Raw genomic sequence first — 17,759 nt, forward strand, 5'->3', positions numbered from 1 at the left:
TTGTGGGTAAGTTTTTACCCCCTTCTTTTATCTACTTATTTACTGCTGAGTTAGTCGTTGTTACACCTTTAATTTAAAGCCAATAATCTATACTATAAAGCTATCAATATTGCTGTTCGCAGGCTTTTAATGTCAAAACAAACATTACAATTACACAGCACCATTTTATCTATACACAGTTTAGATGTAGATGCCGACATACCTGCGGCACTTTTAAAGCAATCTTTGTTTTTTATTTCTAAAACCCATGATGAACTTTCAATTGTATGCCCAAGCGATTTTGAAGTAAAAAGCCTGGATACCGAACCCGACTGGCAAGCTTTAGAGGTTGTAGGTCCACTTGGCTTTTCGTTAACCGGAATTATGGCTAATATTTCAGGGGTATTAGCGCGCGCTAAAATTTCTATCTTTTCAATCTCAACCTACGATACTGATTATATTCTCATAAAAAAACACACTGCAGAAAATGCTATTTCCGCTTTAAAAAAAGAGGGTTATAACGTGGTGGTAAACTAACTTATGAAAGCTCAAAAAATTGACTATTTAGCTCAAAATAAAACGCCTCTTAATGCAATAAATATTACCAGCCCATTTACAGGTAAAGTAATTGCACTGAAAGAGCACCCAGAACCTTTTTTTCGTTTTGGCACTCTGGGCCCCGGTATTATGGTGCAACTAACAAGTCATAAAATTTTAGCACCGTTTGATGGAACTTTATTACAAGTAAAAAATGCAGGTACTGAGTTTATTCTACAAGCTAATAATGGTCTAAAAGTCTTGATTAACTTAACTATTTTTGATTCACAATCAATTACGCATACCCATATTGCGCAACTCAATGGTAGCAAAATATGCAAAGGTCAACGCCTTGCTTATTTTGATTTACGAGAACTTGATACTCCAATGCTTGCTAGTTTAATTTTACTAAACGGCCATAACCTTGGCACATTTCATTACTCGCATTCGCATGTAAATGCGGGTGAAGACACCCTATTAACTATTATTAAGAAGAACTAGATTTATGATCACTCTATACGGCATTAGCAACTGCGATACGATAAAAAAAGCTAAAAAATATTTAACCGATAACAACATCGAATTTACGTTTCATGACTACCGCAAAGATGGTGTAAATGAGCAAATGGTGAGTGAATTTGCAGACAAGCTCGATTGGGAACAACTCGTTAATAAACGTGGAACAACTTATCGCGCATTAACTGATGAGCAAAAACAGAGTCTAACTAAAGAAAGTGCTATCCCATTGTTGGTTGAACAACCTGCCATGATCAAACGTCCAGTACTGGTAAACAATGGCAGTTACCATTTAGGTTTTAAAGCAGCCCAATACGACGAGATTTTTAAATAATGACTAATGACGTAATTCAACTCGCCCAAGCGCTAATCCAACGTGAATCGGTAACGCCCGAAGATGCTGGCTGCCAACAAATGATGAACGATCGCCTTGCTGCGGTTGGTTTTAATATAGAATCATTATTTTTTACCGACACACTTAATACTTGGGCTAGAAAAGGCACACAATCGCCGCACTTTTGTTTTGCAGGTCACACCGACGTTGTACCAACAGGCCCTGAAAAAAATTGGCAACACCCGCCGTTTTCAGGATTAATAAAAGATGGCCTACTGCACGGGCGTGGTGCTGCCGATATGAAAGGCTCATTAGCCGCAATGCTAGTAGCAACAGAGCGTTTTGTTACTAAACATCCAGATCATAAAGGCTCTATTTCTTTTTTAATCACTTCTGACGAAGAAGGACCGTTTATAAACGGCACAACACGTGTAATAGATACACTAGAAGCCCGTGGTGAAAAAATTGATATGTGCCTAGTAGGCGAACCCTCATCACGAGATGTATTAGGCGATGTTGTTAAAAATGGCCGAAGAGGCTCACTTACCGCTTACCTAACGGTTAAAGGCGTACAAGGTCATGTTGCCTACCCACATTTAGCACAAAACCCAATTCATCTAGCAACGCCTGCACTTACTGAGCTTAGCCAAACGGTGTGGGATAACGGCAACGAATACTTCCCTGCTACCAGCTTTCAAATTTCAAATATTAATAGCGGCACAGGTGCAGGTAATGTGATCCCGGGTGAACTAGAAGTACAGTTTAACTTTAGATTTAGCACGCAAGTAACGCATGAGCAATTACAACAGCGTGTGAATGACATCCTACAAAAGCATAACTTAAATTATGAATTAAGTTGGATAGTAAATGGCTTACCTTTTATTACCGAGCACGGGCCGCTTGTTGATGCCACGGTTACAGCTATTAAATCAGTAACTGGTTTAACCACGAATCTAGAAACTACCGGCGGCACATCAGATGGTCGTTTTATTGCACAAACAGGGGCTAAAGTAATTGAACTAGGTCCACGTAACGCCACTATTCATAAAATAGATGAATGCGTAAGTACCGATGACTTAATAGCCCTTGCCGACATTTACGAGCAAATACTAGAGCAACTTTTAGCCTAATGGATGTAACTAAACCAACACCAATAATGTGTATCACAGGGCAAAGTGATACACATTTAACTGATATACAAAATCATCGCTTGCACAGCGCTATTATCAGCGACTTTTTAGCGCTGCAAAGTGCAGCACAAAAAGCAGGATTTGAGCTTACTATTGCCTCAAGTTTTCGCGACTTTAATCGTCAATCAATTATTTGGAATAATAAGTTTTTAGGTATTCGACCTGTTTATAATAAACAGCAAAAGGTTGTAGATTTAACTAAACTAAATGATGTAGATAAATGCATAGCAATAATGCTCTACTCTGCATTACCTGGGGCAAGCAGGCACCATTTAGGCACCGATTTAGATGTGTTTGATAAAGCTGCGGTAAGTGATGATTATAAACTACAGCTAACACCTGATGAATACCTGCAAGGTGGGCCGTTTGCGCCTTTAAGTAATTGGCTTGATACTAACTTAGATAAATTTGGCTTTTATCGCCCTTACCAGCATGATTTAGGTGGTGTCGCACCTGAGCTTTGGCATATAAGCCATATTAAGCAATCGCAATTATTAGTGAATAAGCTTAGCGAACAAGTACTTTTTGAATGCATAAAAAACAGTGAACTACAGGGTAAGCAGGCAATACTTGATAACTTACCCGCTATTTATACACGCTTTGTAACGAACGTTAGTCCCCCTTAAAAAAAGGTTAACTTAAATAATATTAAACCTTCTTTTTATTTAAAATAAATACCAGTACAGCGCCTAATATTAATGAGCTTGCTATTACAAACTCCATTGTTACCTGCTCTGATAAAAACAAGACCCCGGCCACGGCTGCAAGTACAGGTACACAAAGCTGCACAACAGCAGCTTGGGTACTTTTAAGCAGTGGCATAGCCACATACCAAACACTGTAACCAATTCCAGACGCTATCGCACCCGAGGCACATGCAAGCAAAACCCCTTCAATACTCATATTTTTTAAATAACTCATACCAACAAGTAATAAAACAGGGATAGCCACTAAGCTTCTTATAAAGTTAAACCCTGTAGTACGCAGTGGCGATACGCACACTTTACCGCGAATACTGTAAATACCCCATGCCACACCACTGAGTGCCATAAGTGATGCACCTAATAATGACGGTACAGCAGCAGATGGCAGCATTAAATATACAAACCCACCTAGCGCCACTATAAACGCGCACCACTGAAGCACACTCAACTGCTCTTTTTGATATATACCCCAGCCAATCATAGTGAGTTGCACGGCTGAAAACAAAATCAGTGCACCGGTGCCTGTATCTAGCTCTACGTATGCAATTGAAAAACAAAGTGCATAAACCAAAAGGCTTATACTGCTTCGCCAGCTTCCTTTATCACTTAAAATAGCGGGGTTAAATGTGCCTTTTCGTTTTAAATTATGAGTATAAATAGCCATTATAATGCCCAAACACGCAGCACCACTGAGTAAGCGAATAACTGTAAAGTTCCAAGCATCTATATAGCCTTCGGCTAAAGCCATTCTGCAAAAAAGAGAGTTTGCAGCAAACGCAATTAAAGCAATGATTGTGTACAACGTAGCTTTCAAAAAAATTCCTTAGCAATAAAAACAAATTACAACGTTATTTCAATTAATTAATTAACCTACTAAGCTAAAAACATTGTCATAAGCGGCTATAAAACCGCTTACTGAGCAGCACATTTAAACAGGATTGTTATAACTGTGCAAAGTGAGTATTTAGTTTTAATAAATTAGATCATTTATACTAAAATCTTAGCCGCATTTGCAAAATACGGTGTCTACAACACAAGATACCCTTTTAGTATTTTTCGTATACGACTTAGTGAATAGCAATTACTTCATTTAAAAAATTCATTTATCATTACGCTTTAGAGATCATTGTATTCAATAAGACCAATAAAGTACCTTAAGCATTTCAATATTGTTACCCAACAAGAAAATTCACACTTTGTTCACCAATGTCATTTTATATTTCTTTATTAGCAGGCAGTTTTACTCTACGATTTTTTACAATATTTCACACATTTAGCTAAAAATAATATGTTAATGTATACAGGTGAATTTAGAGGAGTGCGCAGTGCGCCTAAGTATAATTTTAAGCTTTTGTTGTATTTTAAGTGGGTGTAGCACAATGGGCTTTAATGACCTATTTAATGACTATGCCACGCAAATGACACCAATAAGAAATGCGATCGAGAAAAACAATATCGAAGAAGCGCAATCCCTTATTGCCAATAATAGCACCATGCACAGCAGCTACTTACTCAACCAACTTGAGCAAGCTCGCTTAAACGACTTAGCCAATACGCCACAAGAGGCACAAAGTAAATTTGAGAACGTGTATACGCAAATGCAAAAAAAACGCGAAGCCGCCAAAATACAAGTAAGTGCGGGGCTTGAGCAAAGCAATGCGTTATTTACTAACGACTCAGCAATTACTTATGTACCACCGGCTTACGAAATGAGTATGCTTCATAGTTATAAAGCACTTAACTACGTGTATAAAAATGATGTAGAAGGCGCTTTGGTCGAAATTCGCCGTGCTAATAAAGTACAAGTTGATGCACTAAGCGAAAATAAAACAGATGGCGACTCAACAGTTAAGGAAGCGCAGCAGCACTACCCTAGCATGGGCAATGTGACCAGAGACGTGAAAAATGGCTTTCAAAATGCCTACACATTTTATTTATCTGCTTTGCTTTACCAAAGTGCTAAACAGTATGACGATGCTTATATTGATTATAAAAAAGCACTGGCTATACAACCTAACAATATTTATTTACAGCAGGACGTAATGCGCCTTGCTAAAAAACAAGGGTTTGACCAAGACCTAAGCGAATTTAAAAAACGTTTTAGTGATGCACCCACTATTTCTGCAACACAAGGCGAAGTAATTGTTTTATTTGAACAAGGCTTAGTACCAAAACAAGATGAATTTAAACTGCGCTTACCAATTTATTCATCACGCGGCGATGCACGCTTTTACAGCCTTGCAATGCCAGTATATAAAGATAATGCCTATGTGCGCCGCCTTAATAATATAAACATAGATGCACAAAGCTTAGAGCTGAGCCCATTAGTACACATTGAAGCACTTGCAGCAAAAACATTAGAAGATCAAATACCTGCAAAAGTAGCTCGCCAAGTACTTAGATTAGTAGCTAAAGAGAAAGTGCGTGCAGAACTTGCTCGCAGTGCCGGTGATGTAGGTAACATACTTGCTAATATTTATAATTTGGCGTCTGAGCAAGCTGATACACGCAGCTGGCTTACACTTCCAAATCAAATAAGTGTTGCAAGGCAAAGCCTAAATACAGGTGAGCATTCTGTGCATATAGGCACACAAGCACCTATAAATTTTACCGTTAGTAAGCAAGGGTTAACGTTAATTTACTTAACCTCCGTTAATAACTACTTTAATTACCACGTAGTTCAACTTTAGGAGCCATCATGAAATACATAGCGCCATTATTAGCAGTCTTAATGCTCAGTGCATGTTCCAGCAAACCGGTTACATCGGGTATTTCTGTTGAACAAAATAAAAATCAGTTTAATGAGCAATTACGTGTAGATAACCCAGAGCTCGGTAAAAAGCTGGCCATTACTGATGTTAAAACACGTCAAACCAACCAGTTAACCGATGTAGTAGTGACACTTTCGAGCCAGTATAAAAAATCACAGTATTTGCAGTATCAATTTAATTGGTTTGATAAAGACGGCTTTGTTATTAAAGGCAATCATTCACCTTGGCAAGCACTCACCTTATTTGGTTTTGCAAAAACACAATTACCGGGCTTAGCACCTAGCTCTGATGCGGTTACCTTTTCTTTAGCAGTAAGAGAAGTGTCTACCGAATCACAAGAATTTAAAGATTAAAGGAAACAACCATGATCATCAGTAACAAATTTAAAACAGCATCAACTTACGCTTTAGTTGGCTTGAGCGCTTTAGTACTAAGTGGCTGTGCTAATAAAGCCGTAGTAAGTTATGGCGATGCACAAGCAGTAGAAACAACAGATATTAATTTTGGTTCTACCGACTTACAAAAAGTAGCGAGCCAAATGACTGACTCATTACTCAGCTCACCTGTTGTTGGCACAATGACCGCTAATAAACGCCCTGTAGTATTTGTTGAGCGTATTAAAAATAAAACCAGCGAGCACATTGACACAGAATCAATCACCGATTCAATCTCAACACAAATGCTACGCAGCGGTAAGTTCCGTTTTGTAGATATGACCCGTGTTGAGTCAGTACGTGAGCAATTAACGTTTCAAAATGAAGATGCTCTTGTTAACCCTGCAACAGCCGTTGCATTTGGTAAACAAATTGGTGCGCAATATATGTTATACGGAAACTTATCAAGCATCGTTAAATCAAATGCCGATAAATCAGACGTATACTATAAATTTACAATGCGTTTAATGGATATGGAAAGCGGCCTAGTTGAATGGGCAGACGAAACTGAAATTCGTAAAACTAAAGAAAAATCAACCTTTGGCTGGTAGCTAATACCAATCGGCTTATATATGGGCTCTATTTAACGTTAAGAAAATTACGCTAGTACTAGGCAAAAGTTTTTGTATCTAGTTGTTCTAAATAAAAAAATTTTAACGACGTTATAGCGCAATTTAATTCGTTAAATTGATCAGAGATTTATGCAGGTTGGTATAAAAGGAGCAAGTTATGAAAGCAGTTACTGTAATTATGTGCGCTTTACTTACAATAAGTGCGCCTACGTTTGCTAAATACGAGCGCAATAAAGCAGTCCCTGTGCAGCAAGTTTTATTTGGTGACGTAAAATCGGTACGCAATATTACCGAACAAGAAATCATTCAAGACAAAAACAACGGCTGGAAAACCTTCGGCGGTGCATTACTCGGTGGCGTAGTAGGCAACCAGTTTGGTGGTGGTAGCGGCCGCACAGTAGCAACAATATTAGGTTCGGTAATTGGCGGCAGTGTTGCACATAATAGGCAGCAGCAAAGTCATTATCAGCAAAATCACTTTGTAGAGTTATTAATACAAGTTGAAAATGGCGACCAGTTTATGGTTGTTCAAGATCAGGACCAATCAATGCGTTTTAGCAAAGGCGATAACGTAAGATTAGTGTACTTGAACGACAACACAGTGCGTGTAGATAAAGCGTACTAGGACGTGCTGAACTTTGGTGGTTGAATTTGCAGCAGAATGTTTGGTATTTAGACAAGGCAGAGCCTATGAACTGTGGTTGTTCCCTATAAATAGGCGATAACGCAGCATAAATGCCAAACATGCGCTGCCCGAAGGGTTCTGCCTAGCGGCAATTAACTCTTTGTTGCCTACATGGATGTAGGTAAGGGGCGTGAGCAGGACGCGGAAGCTTTGCTCGGTTTTTACTTAGCCCACTAGGTTACAAACCTCGCGTCGCGATTTAATCGCCCCTAGATTGAACAAATTTCAATCCACAAAGATCAACACGCCCTGTTAATATATTCATGACTAAAGTAAAAAACGAGCCAAATTTGGCTCGTTTTTTATTATTTTTTAATAACTATACTTGGCGATAGTCTTTAAAAAAGCGCTTCATTTTTAACATCGCATCGGATAAGTCATCTTTGCTTGGTAAAAAGACCAACCTAAAATGATCAGGATCTGGCCAATTAAACGCCCTGCCATGTACAAGTAATATTTTTTCGGCTTTTAGCAAATCGTACATCATCTTTTCATCATCTTTGACGTTAAAAAGTGCTGTATCTACTTTGGCAAACGCATAGAGTGCGCCTTTAGGTTTTTTACAACTAATGCCTTCAATATCATTTAATCCGCGCCATGCAATATCACGCTGCTCATACAAGCGACCACCCGGGTTTATTAGACTATCAATTGATTGCACGCCGCCCAAAGCCTGTTGAATCGCATACTGTGCAGGTACATTTGCGCACAAACGCATAGATGAAAGTATTTCTAGGCCTTTGCGTAAATCATCCATTACCGAGGTACGACCGCTTAGAACCATCCACCCCATTCTCAGCCCCGCTGCACGGTAGGTTTTAGCTAAACCATTAAAAGTAATAATAGGCACATCGTCGCAAAGTGAGCCGATTGAAGTATGCGTTATACCATCGTATAAAATCTTTTCGTAAATTTCATCGCTCAATAACAGCAGTTTATGTTCACGCGCTATATCAATTAATTGCATTAACAAATCATCACTGTAAACCGCACCAGTAGGATTATTAGGATTAATTAATACCAGAGCTTTAGTTTTAGACGTGATTTTACTTTTTATATCGGCAATGTCCGGAAACCAATCTTGTTCTTCATCACATAAATAATGTACCGGATTACCACCCGATAACGTGACCGAAGCAGTCCAAAGTGGATAATCTGGAGCAGGAATAAGCACTTCGTCACCATTATTTAATAGCGCTTGGGTGATCATCTGAATAAGTTCGCTTACGCCATTACCAATATAAATGTTATCTACATCTAAATTATGTAATCCACGTTGTTGGTAGTGTTGATAAATAGCCACGCGGGCTGAATAGAGGCCTTTAGAGTCACAGTAACCTTGGGCTGAATATAAGTTGCGAATAATATCGCGGTGCATATCTTCTGGCATATCAAAACCAAAAGCAGCCGGATTACCTATATTCAATTTTAATACTTTTTGACCTTCGTCTTCCATTTTTTTAGCTTGCGCTAAAACCGGCCCACGAATGTCATAACATACACCTTCTAATTTGTGACTCTTTTTAATATCAGACATTTTTACCTCGACTAGTGAGTCTTTAGACTAACCTAGTAAAGGCGCAAAATGCCAGTGTATTTGATGACTTAGTACTGAAATAAATTCACGTTTCAGTTTCAATAATTAACGAGATGCTAACCATTCATTTAGCTTAGCTTGAGAGCCTGTTACTTGAGCCATTAAGCTATTAGATGCGTCGATGGCTTCAGCTAAGTTATCTAGGTTTAAATTTTGTTCAATAACGCGAGATACTTCAGCAAGGCTTGAAGCACCAAACTGCGCAGCGTTAGATTTTAAGCTATGAGAATGACGAATCGCCGCTTCTCTGTCTTTTCCAATGGTTGCTAAAACTTCAGAGCCTAAACGCTCAAACTCCGAGCAGCAAAAATCAAGTGTATCAGCAAACTGCTCACCCAATAACGATTCCATACTCTCTAATGCTGATGTATCAATATTTATTTCTGTCATATTTTAAGCCCTTAAAACAATCCATGTAAATTACAGTTTAATAGTACTACTTTATATTGATGCGTAAAAAAAACCAACTTAATTACCTTATAAATGTATAATTGTGAGGATCATACTGGCAACAAAAAGTTTATTAAATGGCACGCACACTTTGTAATCATTGTAACTTTGCACTTAACACCTGTATTTGCAGCGCAATTACAAATATAAACAACAAAGTTAAGGTTATTATTCTACAGCACCCAAGCGAAGAAAAAATAGCAAAAAATACCGCTAAACTACTCAATTTGTGTCTAACTGATTGCCAAATAGTCAAAGGCGAAAATAATGACGACTTTTCTATTCTTAAATCACTGCCAGTAAGCTCAACTGTTTTGCTCTACCCTAACGAACACGCTGTAAATTTAGACGATAGCGCTGAGCAATCTAATATAAAAAACATCACCCATTTAATCGTGGTTGATGGTACATGGAAAAAAGCCTACAAAATTTTGCAGCTCACCACATTGCTAAATCAATTCAAAACGGTCAGTTTTAAACAGTTACCTAAAAATCGTTATGCTATTCGTAAAGCCCCTAGGGCCGACAGCCTATCCACACTTGAAGCCGTAGCACATAGTTTGTTTTTAATAGAGCAGTTAAATCCTGCACCACTTTATAATGTGCTTGATGAATTAATACAAAAACAAACCCAACACATGCCCGAGCACGTAAAAGCACGTTACTTAGATTAAATTCGTTACTATATGAAACTTGCAATGCGTAACTACCCTAACAGACTAAAACGTGGCTTTACTCGCCAAGGCCCCGACTATCGCTTTGACGACCAAGTCGACTTTAGCGATATAAGAGATACCTTTGGCTTTAGGTCAATGGTCGTCGGTAAATGGGTAACTAAAGAAGAGCGCTACATTAGCGCTAATTTAATTTACGATGCACTGGCCGACCTTGCACAAATACTGCATTTACCGCCCAAAGCAATTGGTCTTCGTAGCAAACTTAATTTTGCATTTGGTCATGGCGGTCAAAAAGGTGTACAAGCGCATTATAATGCGGCTTCTCAAACGCTTGCTCTTGCAAAAAATGCAGGCGGTGGTGCACTTGCTCACGAATGGTTTCATGCGTTTGACCATCATATAAGCGAGCATTTATTTGCAGCAAAACCACGATTTGGTTTTGCCTCAAAATTATGGCTTTCAAACACGCCTAATTTATCGCACCCACTTAATAATGCTTTGAACAGTTTTTATAAAAATGTATTTTTAGATGAGCAAGGCGTTGATGCAAATAACTTTGTACAAACATGCATAGAACACGATAAAGCTCACAATATGAATTATATGAGTATGCCAGAGGAGCTTGCCGCACGTTGTTTTGAAGCCTGTATTGAGCAGCATTCAAATATAAAAAATAGCTTTTTAGTGGGGGGCTTACAATGTAGTAATTTAATATACCCAAATATTGGGCATATTAATAAAGCAAATGAAGCGCTTAACCAGTATTTTGCACTACTGGGTTACGCGCTTCATAAAATGGATTAAACCAGCTCATAAAGTGATGCTTAGCTAAACCATTACCTGTACTAATGGTTAGCGAACTAAATCTAGTAATTTGTTTGTGCTCTGAACATTACAATAACCAAAGCTCAATGCAGCCATAAATGCATGATGAACATTATGTGCAGATACTACCACCCCATTAAATTCAAGATCTAATGTAGCACAAGCATCATGTGCTACATGACATTCATAGCCAAAATCTACTGCAGCACGAGTGACAGCATCAATACACATATGGCTCATAGCACCAACAATAATCAACCTTTCAACGTTGAGCTCTTCTAGTACTCTTTGTAAATCAGTATCGCGAAAACTATTTATTTGATGCTTTAAAACGACCGGCTCACCTTCAATTGGAGTAACCGTAGGATGGATTTTCGCACCATCAGAGTTAGGCACAAAGAACGGAGCCTCGTCAGAAGGAAACTCATGACGAACATGGACTACAGGCATACCATTATCACGAAATTGAGCTAGTAATATTGCTGCATTTTCTGAGGCTTTTTCAGTTCCAGACAGAGGCCATTTAGCTCCTTCGAATGTAGAGTAATAATCGTTTTGTAAATCAATAAGTAGTAATGCTATGTTAGACATAATAATCTCTCTTATGTTGTTTAGGTTATCTGTTGAGACTATTATGCAAAACATCAACTCATTACACCGATGGCGAAATAGCCATAAATCAGTTTAAAAATGACAAAGCATGTTCAGATCACAATTATCGACTACCCCAACGCCCTACAAAGTGCAGTACAAGGCTTTAAAGAGTTATTTTTTTTGGCAAACAGAATAGTTATAGAAAGCCAGCTTGAAGTTCAGTTCTGCGTCAAGGTTATTCAGCCCGATATAGACTTAGATGAGATGAGTCAAAGTGATATTGTTATTCTCCCACCAAACTTAGATGGTGATTATTACTACACACCGCAACCCAAATTGTTGCAATATCTTAATGAGGCTCATCAAAAAGGGACTATATTATGCTCAGCTTGCGCTGGTGCATTTATACTTGCCAAAACAGGCCTATTAAATAATCGTGTTGCTACAACACATTGGCAATTAGCTGATGAATTTCATGAGGCATTCCCCAAAGTATCTCTTGAGATTGAAAGTTTACTAATTAATGACGGTGATATTATTAGCGCAGGTGGGCTGATGTCATGGATTGATCTAGGGCTAGAAATCGTGGCTCAATTCACAAAACCACACGTTATGCGTACACTTGGAAAGTTTCTTATCGTTGATACGGGTAAAAGAGAACAACGCTATTACGGTAGTTTTTCGCCAAAACTTAATCACGGGAATAAACAAATATTACTAGTTCAGCATTTCATTCAAGCAAATTATAGTAAAACACTGAATGTTTCTGTACTAGCTGCTTTGGCCTGTATGAGCGAGCGAACATTTCTTCGAAAATTTACCCATGCCACAACATTAAAGCCAATACAGTATATTCAAAAAATAAGAGTGCAAAAGGCATGTGAGCTATTAGAATCGACCACTCACAGTTTTGAGCGAGTAGCTCTGAATATTGGCTATGATGATGTAAACAGTTTTCGAAAAGTATTTATTAAGATAATCGGATTAAGCCCTACGGCGTTTAAAGAAAGATTTGTTTGAATAGATAGTACCAAAGGGAAGAGCCATTAATTACCGTTATATTCTCACTTCACTATTAAAATAAATGGCTATTATTGTAAATATTGAATTAAAGGTATAAAACTTTCATCTTTATACTTAGCAAACTTGTTGCACACGCTTAATAAAGCAAATGAAGCGCTTAACCAGTACTTTGAACTACTGGGTTATGCGCTTCATAAAATGGACGAATAAAAGCTTTATTTAGTGGTTACTTATCGTCACTAATACGACTTGCTACTGCACTGTTTTGATCTTTATATTTTGCATCTTTACGGATGTTGTATGGGTTTGCACACGGGCCCGATAGCATTTCAAAGCTCATAGCCCCAATTTTCATCAGTGGGCGAAGCGCCAGTGGTAATTTACCTGAGTTGTAAAACTCTAAAACAATATTACCGCTCCAGCCTGGGTCGATTCGGTGCGCAGTTACATGCACCATTAAACCTAAACGTGCTAGCGATGAGCGTCCATCTAACCAGCCTACTATGTCTGCTGGCAGAGTTACTTTTTCGTGCGTTATAGCAAGTGCAAGTTCACCTGGGTGTAAAAAGAATGCTTCACCTTCATCAAGCACTATTTCTTCACTCATGATTGATTCCATGGCTTTATTTAGCTGATCTTTTGGACCACTTAAATCGACGTATGCTGCGTTGTGTGCATTAAAAGTTCTGAATTTATTACCTAATCGCAAATCGGCAGTTACGCCTGAAATCATGTCACTTGTTGGCGCAGGCTCAATAACAATGCGACCATCGCTTAGGTATTCATTAATATGTGTGTCTGAAAGTCTCATTATTTATTAATCTTCTGTAATCACAATTTCAATCGCATTGTGATGCTGTTGATAATAGAGCGTGCTGGCTATAAGCCTCGCTGCTGCGCTGTATGTTTTGCTTATCGCCGCGTCGTTATCGTTGGCAATAAGTTTTCCTTGCTCAGAATACTCACGTATATCTATTGCAAGTGGAATATGGCTAAGTACGGGTACGCCGTGCTTGTGCGCAAGTTTTTGTGCACCATCTTTACCAAATACGTGGTTAGCTTCACCGCAGTGGCTGCAAATGTAATAACTCATGTTTTCAATTAAGCCCAGTACTGGCACGTTTACTTTATTAAACATGGCAATGCCTTTTTGCGCATCGGCTAGGGCTAAGTCTTGCGGCGTAGTGACAATAACAGTGCCGCTCGCGGGTACTTTTTGGCTCATTGTTAGTTGAATATCACCAGTGCCCGGTGGCATATCCACAATTAAATAATCAAGCTCGCCCCAATCAGTCTCGTTAAGCAATTGGCTTAGCGCGCCTGAAGCCATTGGCCCGCGCCATACGGTGGCGTCATCGCTTGGGACTAAAAAGCCAATTGACTGCGCTTTAATGCCGTTTGCATCAAAAGGCTGTAGCTGTTTGTTATCTTTAGTGACGGGCTCTGCGCCCACCAAGCCTAAAAGCATTGGAATAGATGGGCCATAAATATCAGCATCTAAAATACCCACCTTTGCGCCTTCGTTTTTAAGGGCACCCGCCAAGTTAACAGCAGTAGTCGACTTACCTACTCCGCCTTTGCCTGAGGCAATAAGCACAATATGTTTAATCGCCTTAAACTTAGCTGCCTCTTTAATGATAACCTTGGCGCTAATTGTTACAGGCACATTTAAGCTTTCACTTACGTGTTGCTCAACTAAAGGCATTTCTGATTGCCCAGCAAATGGCAGGGTTAATTTAATGTGTAGTGATTTATCGTCATTCTGAGTAATAGTATTAATGAAGCTTTCGTCAATACCGACGGCAAAAGCCGCACTACGATATGCCGCTAAGGCAGTAATAATCGGTTGTTTTTGCACCGATTTAGAAGAGAATAGTTTCGACAGTCCAAACATAGCAATTAAATAGCGTTTCTTTGATGAAAAGTGCCACGGAATTATGTAACATTCAGGGCATTAACACCAGTCAATTAATAAAAATCCATAAGCTGTGCGCACTCTAAGCAGATAGCTTGTAGATAAATTAATGATAATTGCCGTTTGTATAATAAAAACGGCGTTTTATCCTCAATTCGGAATGATTATGACGCAGCGAAAGATCCTGATTACCAGCGCATTACCTTATGCAAATGGCCCTACTCACTTAGGTCATTTATTGGAATATATTCAAACTGATATTTGGTCACGTTTTCAAAAACTACAGGGCCACGAAGCTTATTATGTTTGCGCAGACGATGCCCACGGCACGCCAATTATGCTTAATGCGCAAAAGCAAGGGATCACGCCTGAAGAAATGGTAAAACAAGTGAGCATAGAGCGCCAACGCGACTTCGCTGACTTTAATATCAAATTTGATAACTACCACAGCACGCATAGCCAAGAAAACAAAGAATTAAGCGAACTTATTTATAACCGCCTAAACGATGCCGGTCATATTAAAAAGCACACTATTTCGCAATTATTCGATCCGGAAAAAGGTATTTTCTTACCCGATCGTTTTGTAACAGGTACTTGCCCAACGTGTAAGTCTGAAAACCAAAATGGCGACAGTTGTGATTCGTGTGGTGCTACATACAGCCCAACCGAACTCATTAATCCGCGTTCTGTAATGTCAGGTGCAGAGCCTGTACTTAAAGATTCTGAACATTACTTTTTTGACCTGCCAGCATTTGAAGGCATGCTAAAAGAATGGCTACACTCGGGCACTATTCAACAAGAAATGGCTAACAAGCTAGACGAATGGTTTACCGATGGCCTGCAGCAGTGGGATATTAGCCGTGATGCGCCTTACTTTGGTTTTGAAATTCCAAATGCACCGGGCAAATATTTTTACGTTTGGTTAGATGCACCTATTGGTTACATGGCGAGCTTTAAAAACCTATGTGATAAAAAAGGCATCAACTTTGATGAGTTTTGGGCTGAAGGTTCAGACGCTGAGCTTTATCACTTTATTGGTAAAGACATCATTTATTTCCACAGCTTATTTTGGCCAGCAATGTTAGAAGGCGCTAATTTTAGAAAGCCAACTAACGTATTCGCTCATGGTTTTGTTACTGTAAATGGCGAAAAAATGTCTAAATCAAAGGGTACGTTTATTAAAGCGCGTACTTATTTAGATAACTTAAACCCAGAGTACTTACGTTACTACTACGCAGCAAAATTAAGCAGCGGTATTGTTGATCTTGATTTAAACCTAGAAGACTTTGCACAACGCGTAAATTCAGACCTAGTAGGTAAAGTAGTAAACATAGCGAGCCGTTGTGCTGGCTTTATTACTAAAAAGTTTGATGGCAAGCTAAGCAGCACAATTATGCAACCAGAGCTGTTAGCAGAGTTTCAAGCGGCTGCACCTAGCATTACAACACACTATGAGAACCGCGATTACAGCCGCGCAATTCGCGAAATAATGGCGCTTGCCGACAAAGCAAACCAATTTATTGATGGCGCAGCACCTTGGGTATTAATTAAAGACGAAACTAAGCAACAAGAAGCACACGAAGTGTGTTCTCTTGGTCTTAACTTGTTCCGCGTTTTAATTACTTACTTAAAACCAGTGCTACCAGAAATGGCCGACAACGTACAAGCATTTTTAAATGACGACCTTGCATGGGACGGCGTTCAAAATGCTCTCGTAAGCCACCCTATCAATAAATTTAAACCGTTAATGCAGCGTGTTGAAATGGATAAAGTAAATAAAATGGTTGAAGAATCTAAAGAAAGCTTAGCGCCAAAAGTAACTATTGACCCTAACAGCCCACTTGCAAAAGAGCCGATTAGCGACGAAATAGAATTTGATGACTTTGCAAAAGTAGACTTACGCGTAGCTAAAATTGCTAAAGCAGAGCACGTAGAAGGCGCTGATAAACTACTTAAGCTAACACTTGATTTAGGCGGCGAAACTCGCCAAGTGTTTGCAGGTATTAAATCAGCTTACGCACCAGAGGATCTCGAAGGTAAGTTAACCGTTATGGTCGCTAACCTTAAGCCTCGTAAAATGCGCTTTGGTATGTCTGAGGGCATGGTATTAGCAGCAGGTCCTGGCGGAAAAGAAATTTATATTCTTAACCCAGATGACGGCTCAGAGCCTGGTATGCGCGTAATGTAATATTACTCATACAATAAAAACCGCTGATACATCAGCGGTTTTTTTATGGGCAAAAGCAATGTTTAGTCGTATATTCAATACGAATGCCTCTGTATTAAATAAAGTGAATTGTAATTATGACCCAAATTTTAGATGCCAACAGAATAAAAGTAAGTAGCCAAATAAAACAACACAAATTAGTCGCCATACTGCGCTTAAAGCAACAAGGTGATGTAGCACCATTAATTGATTGTTTAGTTAATGCGGGCATAAACGCACTCGAGATCACGTCAAATACACCGGGCTTTGAGCAAGAAATAGCAAAAGCTCGTGCAGCTCATAAAAACGCACTTATTGGCGCAGGTACAATAATAAATACTACTCTTGCTCAGCAAGCAATTGATGCAGGCGCGCAGTTTATTGTAACGCCAAATACCAACAAATCGGTTGTCGAACTTGCCCACCAGCACGGGTTACCAGTATTAATGGGCGCGCTAACACCTACCGATGTAGCAAATGCAATTGAATATAAGGCAGATATTATTAAGGTATTTCCTGCGGGCAGTATGGGCGTTGGTTACTTTAAAGCATTAACAGGTCCATTTTCAGAAGCACAATTAATGCCTGTTGGTGGTGTGAATTTAGATAATTTATCACAATGGTTTGAAGCAGGTGCTTGTGGCGCGGCAGTAAGTGGCGATTTTTGTAAGGTATTAGATACCGAACAAGAGCGTAGCTACCTTACCAAGCTTGTAAAAAAATATATAAGTAAACTGCCTAAATAGGCAG

20 protein-coding genes are annotated in these 17,759 nt (G+C 39.1%); 14 read left to right on the plus strand and 6 right to left on the minus strand.

All coding sequences use genetic code 11. The annotated features are described in order from the left end of the window. Window positions 1-129: 129 nt before the first annotated feature. Genes PARC_RS10075 through PARC_RS10095 form a run of 5 tightly spaced genes read left to right on the plus strand, consistent with a single transcriptional unit; the run spans window position 130 to window position 3,182 of the window. Entirely contained in the window at window positions 130-516 is a 387-nt protein-coding gene (locus PARC_RS10075; protein ID WP_007582563.1) for an ACT domain-containing protein, read from the plus strand. Between the two features lie 3 nt (window positions 517-519). After that, complete coding sequence (locus PARC_RS10080; RefSeq protein ID WP_010554244.1) at window positions 520-1,017, plus strand: PTS glucose transporter subunit IIA; 498 nt, start codon at window positions 520-522, stop codon at window positions 1,015-1,017. A 4-nt stretch (window positions 1,018-1,021) separates the two neighbouring features. Beyond that, window positions 1,022-1,366: an ArsC family reductase gene (locus PARC_RS10085; protein ID WP_007582559.1), complete on the plus strand. Its 345-nt coding sequence runs from the start codon at window positions 1,022-1,024 to the stop codon at window positions 1,364-1,366. Continuing rightward, entirely contained in the window at window positions 1,366-2,496 is a 1,131-nt protein-coding gene (gene dapE, locus PARC_RS10090) for a succinyl-diaminopimelate desuccinylase (protein WP_010554243.1), read from the plus strand. Before PARC_RS10085 ends, dapE begins: the two co-directional genes overlap by 1 nt. Next, a complete protein-coding gene (locus PARC_RS10095) occupies window positions 2,496-3,182 on the plus strand; it encodes a M15 family metallopeptidase (RefSeq protein ID WP_010554242.1) in 687 nt (228 codons plus the stop codon). The genes dapE and PARC_RS10095 overlap by 1 nt, the downstream gene beginning before the upstream one ends. A 22-nt stretch (window positions 3,183-3,204) precedes the next feature. Here the strand turns inward: PARC_RS10095 and PARC_RS10100 are convergent, their stop codons facing one another. Further along, window positions 3,205-4,074: a DMT family transporter gene (locus tag PARC_RS10100; RefSeq protein ID WP_010554241.1), complete on the minus strand. Its 870-nt coding sequence runs from the start codon at window positions 4,072-4,074 to the stop codon at window positions 3,205-3,207. Between the two features lie 511 nt (window positions 4,075-4,585). On the opposite strand from PARC_RS10100, the gene PARC_RS10105 reads away from it, so the two are divergent. From PARC_RS10105 to PARC_RS10120, 4 genes are all read left to right on the plus strand, one after another. Then, on the plus strand, window positions 4,586-5,950 hold the full coding sequence (locus PARC_RS10105) for a COG3014 family protein (RefSeq protein WP_010554240.1): 1,365 nt from the start codon (window positions 4,586-4,588) through the stop codon (window positions 5,948-5,950). A gap of 8 nt (window positions 5,951-5,958) precedes the next feature. Then, entirely contained in the window at window positions 5,959-6,384 is a 426-nt protein-coding gene (locus tag PARC_RS10110; RefSeq protein ID WP_007582549.1) for a YcfL family putative periplasmic lipoprotein, read from the plus strand. Window positions 6,385-6,395: 11 nt separating this feature from the next. Next, complete coding sequence (lpoB, locus tag PARC_RS10115) at window positions 6,396-7,016, plus strand: penicillin-binding protein activator LpoB (protein WP_007375407.1); 621 nt, start codon at window positions 6,396-6,398, stop codon at window positions 7,014-7,016. A 178-nt stretch (window positions 7,017-7,194) separates the two neighbouring features. Further along, window positions 7,195-7,662, plus strand: coding sequence for an outer membrane lipoprotein (locus PARC_RS10120; protein WP_010554239.1), 468 nt, complete (start codon window positions 7,195-7,197; stop codon window positions 7,660-7,662). 379 nt (window positions 7,663-8,041) lie between these two features. Here PARC_RS10120 and PARC_RS10125 read toward each other — a convergent pair whose 3' ends face one another. Together PARC_RS10125 and PARC_RS10130 are read right to left on the minus strand one after the other, a co-directional pair. Next, window positions 8,042-9,259: a pyridoxal phosphate-dependent aminotransferase gene (locus PARC_RS10125; protein WP_010554238.1), complete on the minus strand. Its 1,218-nt coding sequence runs from the start codon at window positions 9,257-9,259 to the stop codon at window positions 8,042-8,044. Between the two features lie 105 nt (window positions 9,260-9,364). Continuing rightward, the gene (locus PARC_RS10130; protein ID WP_007582543.1) at window positions 9,365-9,709 is read right to left on the minus strand and encodes an Hpt domain-containing protein; all 345 of its coding nucleotides are present in this window, start codon (window positions 9,707-9,709) and stop codon (window positions 9,365-9,367) included. Between the two features lie 137 nt (window positions 9,710-9,846). Between PARC_RS10130 and PARC_RS10135 the strand changes: the two genes are divergently transcribed. Continuing rightward, the gene (locus tag PARC_RS10135) at window positions 9,847-10,443 is read left to right on the plus strand and encodes a tRNA-uridine aminocarboxypropyltransferase (protein WP_010554237.1); all 597 of its coding nucleotides are present in this window, start codon (window positions 9,847-9,849) and stop codon (window positions 10,441-10,443) included. Between the two features lie 24 nt (window positions 10,444-10,467). Then, window positions 10,468-11,250 (plus strand): CLCA_X family protein, encoded by a 783-nt coding sequence (locus tag PARC_RS10140; RefSeq protein ID WP_010554236.1) that lies wholly within the window; start codon window positions 10,468-10,470, stop codon window positions 11,248-11,250. A 48-nt stretch (window positions 11,251-11,298) separates the two neighbouring features. On the opposite strand, the gene PARC_RS10145 is transcribed toward PARC_RS10140, so the two are convergent. Then, window positions 11,299-11,862, minus strand: a complete 564-nt coding sequence (locus tag PARC_RS10145; RefSeq protein WP_010554235.1) for a cysteine hydrolase family protein — start codon at window positions 11,860-11,862, stop codon at window positions 11,299-11,301. Between the two features lie 99 nt (window positions 11,863-11,961). Here PARC_RS10145 and PARC_RS10150 point away from each other — a divergent pair, with 99 nt between their 5' ends. Beyond that, complete coding sequence (locus tag PARC_RS10150) at window positions 11,962-12,885, plus strand: GlxA family transcriptional regulator (RefSeq protein ID WP_010554234.1); 924 nt, start codon at window positions 11,962-11,964, stop codon at window positions 12,883-12,885. A gap of 229 nt (window positions 12,886-13,114) precedes the next feature. Here the strand turns inward: PARC_RS10150 and dcd are convergent, their stop codons facing one another. Then, window positions 13,115-13,699 carry a dCTP deaminase gene (dcd, locus tag PARC_RS10155; protein ID WP_010554233.1) on the minus strand — a complete coding sequence of 195 codons (585 nt, stop codon included), beginning with the start codon at window positions 13,697-13,699 and terminating at the stop codon, window positions 13,115-13,117. A 6-nt stretch (window positions 13,700-13,705) separates the two neighbouring features. Next, window positions 13,706-14,782 (minus strand): iron-sulfur cluster carrier protein ApbC, encoded by a 1,077-nt coding sequence (gene apbC, locus PARC_RS10160; RefSeq protein WP_010554232.1) that lies wholly within the window; start codon window positions 14,780-14,782, stop codon window positions 13,706-13,708. A gap of 187 nt (window positions 14,783-14,969) precedes the next feature. Between apbC and metG the strand changes: the two genes are divergently transcribed. Together metG and PARC_RS10170 are read left to right on the plus strand one after the other, a co-directional pair. Further along, a complete protein-coding gene (gene metG, locus PARC_RS10165) occupies window positions 14,970-16,991 on the plus strand; it encodes a methionine--tRNA ligase (protein WP_007582537.1) in 2,022 nt (673 codons plus the stop codon). A 116-nt stretch (window positions 16,992-17,107) separates the two neighbouring features. Continuing rightward, on the plus strand, window positions 17,108-17,755 hold the full coding sequence (locus PARC_RS10170; RefSeq protein ID WP_010554231.1) for a bifunctional 4-hydroxy-2-oxoglutarate aldolase/2-dehydro-3-deoxy-phosphogluconate aldolase: 648 nt from the start codon (window positions 17,108-17,110) through the stop codon (window positions 17,753-17,755). Window positions 17,756-17,759 lie beyond the last annotated feature (4 nt).

It is taken from the genome of Pseudoalteromonas arctica A 37-1-2 (assembly GCF_000238395.3).
GTDB lineage: Bacteria > Pseudomonadota > Gammaproteobacteria > Enterobacterales > Alteromonadaceae > Pseudoalteromonas > Pseudoalteromonas arctica.

Bases quoted from the DNA above. Each gene is read 5' to 3' on its own strand.
- PARC_RS10095 (WP_010554242.1), top strand. From the start codon at position 2,496: ATGGATGTAACTAAACCAACACCAATAATGTGTATCACAGGGCAAAGT.
- apbC (WP_010554232.1), bottom strand. From the start codon at position 14,782: ATGTTTGGACTGTCGAAACTATTCTCTTCTAAATCGGTGCAAAAACAA.
- lpoB (WP_007375407.1), top strand. From the start codon at position 6,396: ATGATCATCAGTAACAAATTTAAAACAGCATCAACTTACGCTTTAGTT.
- PARC_RS10075 (WP_007582563.1), top strand. From the start codon at position 130: ATGTCAAAACAAACATTACAATTACACAGCACCATTTTATCTATACAC.
- PARC_RS10170 (WP_010554231.1), top strand. From the start codon at position 17,108: ATGACCCAAATTTTAGATGCCAACAGAATAAAAGTAAGTAGCCAAATA.
- metG (WP_007582537.1), top strand. From the start codon at position 14,970: ATGACGCAGCGAAAGATCCTGATTACCAGCGCATTACCTTATGCAAAT.
- PARC_RS10080 (WP_010554244.1), top strand. From the start codon at position 520: ATGAAAGCTCAAAAAATTGACTATTTAGCTCAAAATAAAACGCCTCTT.
- dapE (WP_010554243.1), top strand. From the start codon at position 1,366: ATGACTAATGACGTAATTCAACTCGCCCAAGCGCTAATCCAACGTGAA.
- PARC_RS10120 (WP_010554239.1), top strand. From the start codon at position 7,195: ATGAAAGCAGTTACTGTAATTATGTGCGCTTTACTTACAATAAGTGCG.
- PARC_RS10145 (WP_010554235.1), bottom strand. From the start codon at position 11,862: ATGTCTAACATAGCATTACTACTTATTGATTTACAAAACGATTATTAC.
- PARC_RS10085 (WP_007582559.1), top strand. From the start codon at position 1,022: ATGATCACTCTATACGGCATTAGCAACTGCGATACGATAAAAAAAGCT.
- PARC_RS10140 (WP_010554236.1), top strand. From the start codon at position 10,468: ATGCGTAACTACCCTAACAGACTAAAACGTGGCTTTACTCGCCAAGGC.
- PARC_RS10125 (WP_010554238.1), bottom strand. From the start codon at position 9,259: ATGTCTGATATTAAAAAGAGTCACAAATTAGAAGGTGTATGTTATGAC.
- PARC_RS10110 (WP_007582549.1), top strand. From the start codon at position 5,959: ATGAAATACATAGCGCCATTATTAGCAGTCTTAATGCTCAGTGCATGT.
- PARC_RS10135 (WP_010554237.1), top strand. From the start codon at position 9,847: ATGGCACGCACACTTTGTAATCATTGTAACTTTGCACTTAACACCTGT.
- PARC_RS10150 (WP_010554234.1), top strand. From the start codon at position 11,962: ATGACAAAGCATGTTCAGATCACAATTATCGACTACCCCAACGCCCTA.
- dcd (WP_010554233.1), bottom strand. From the start codon at position 13,699: ATGAGACTTTCAGACACACATATTAATGAATACCTAAGCGATGGTCGC.
- PARC_RS10130 (WP_007582543.1), bottom strand. From the start codon at position 9,709: ATGACAGAAATAAATATTGATACATCAGCATTAGAGAGTATGGAATCG.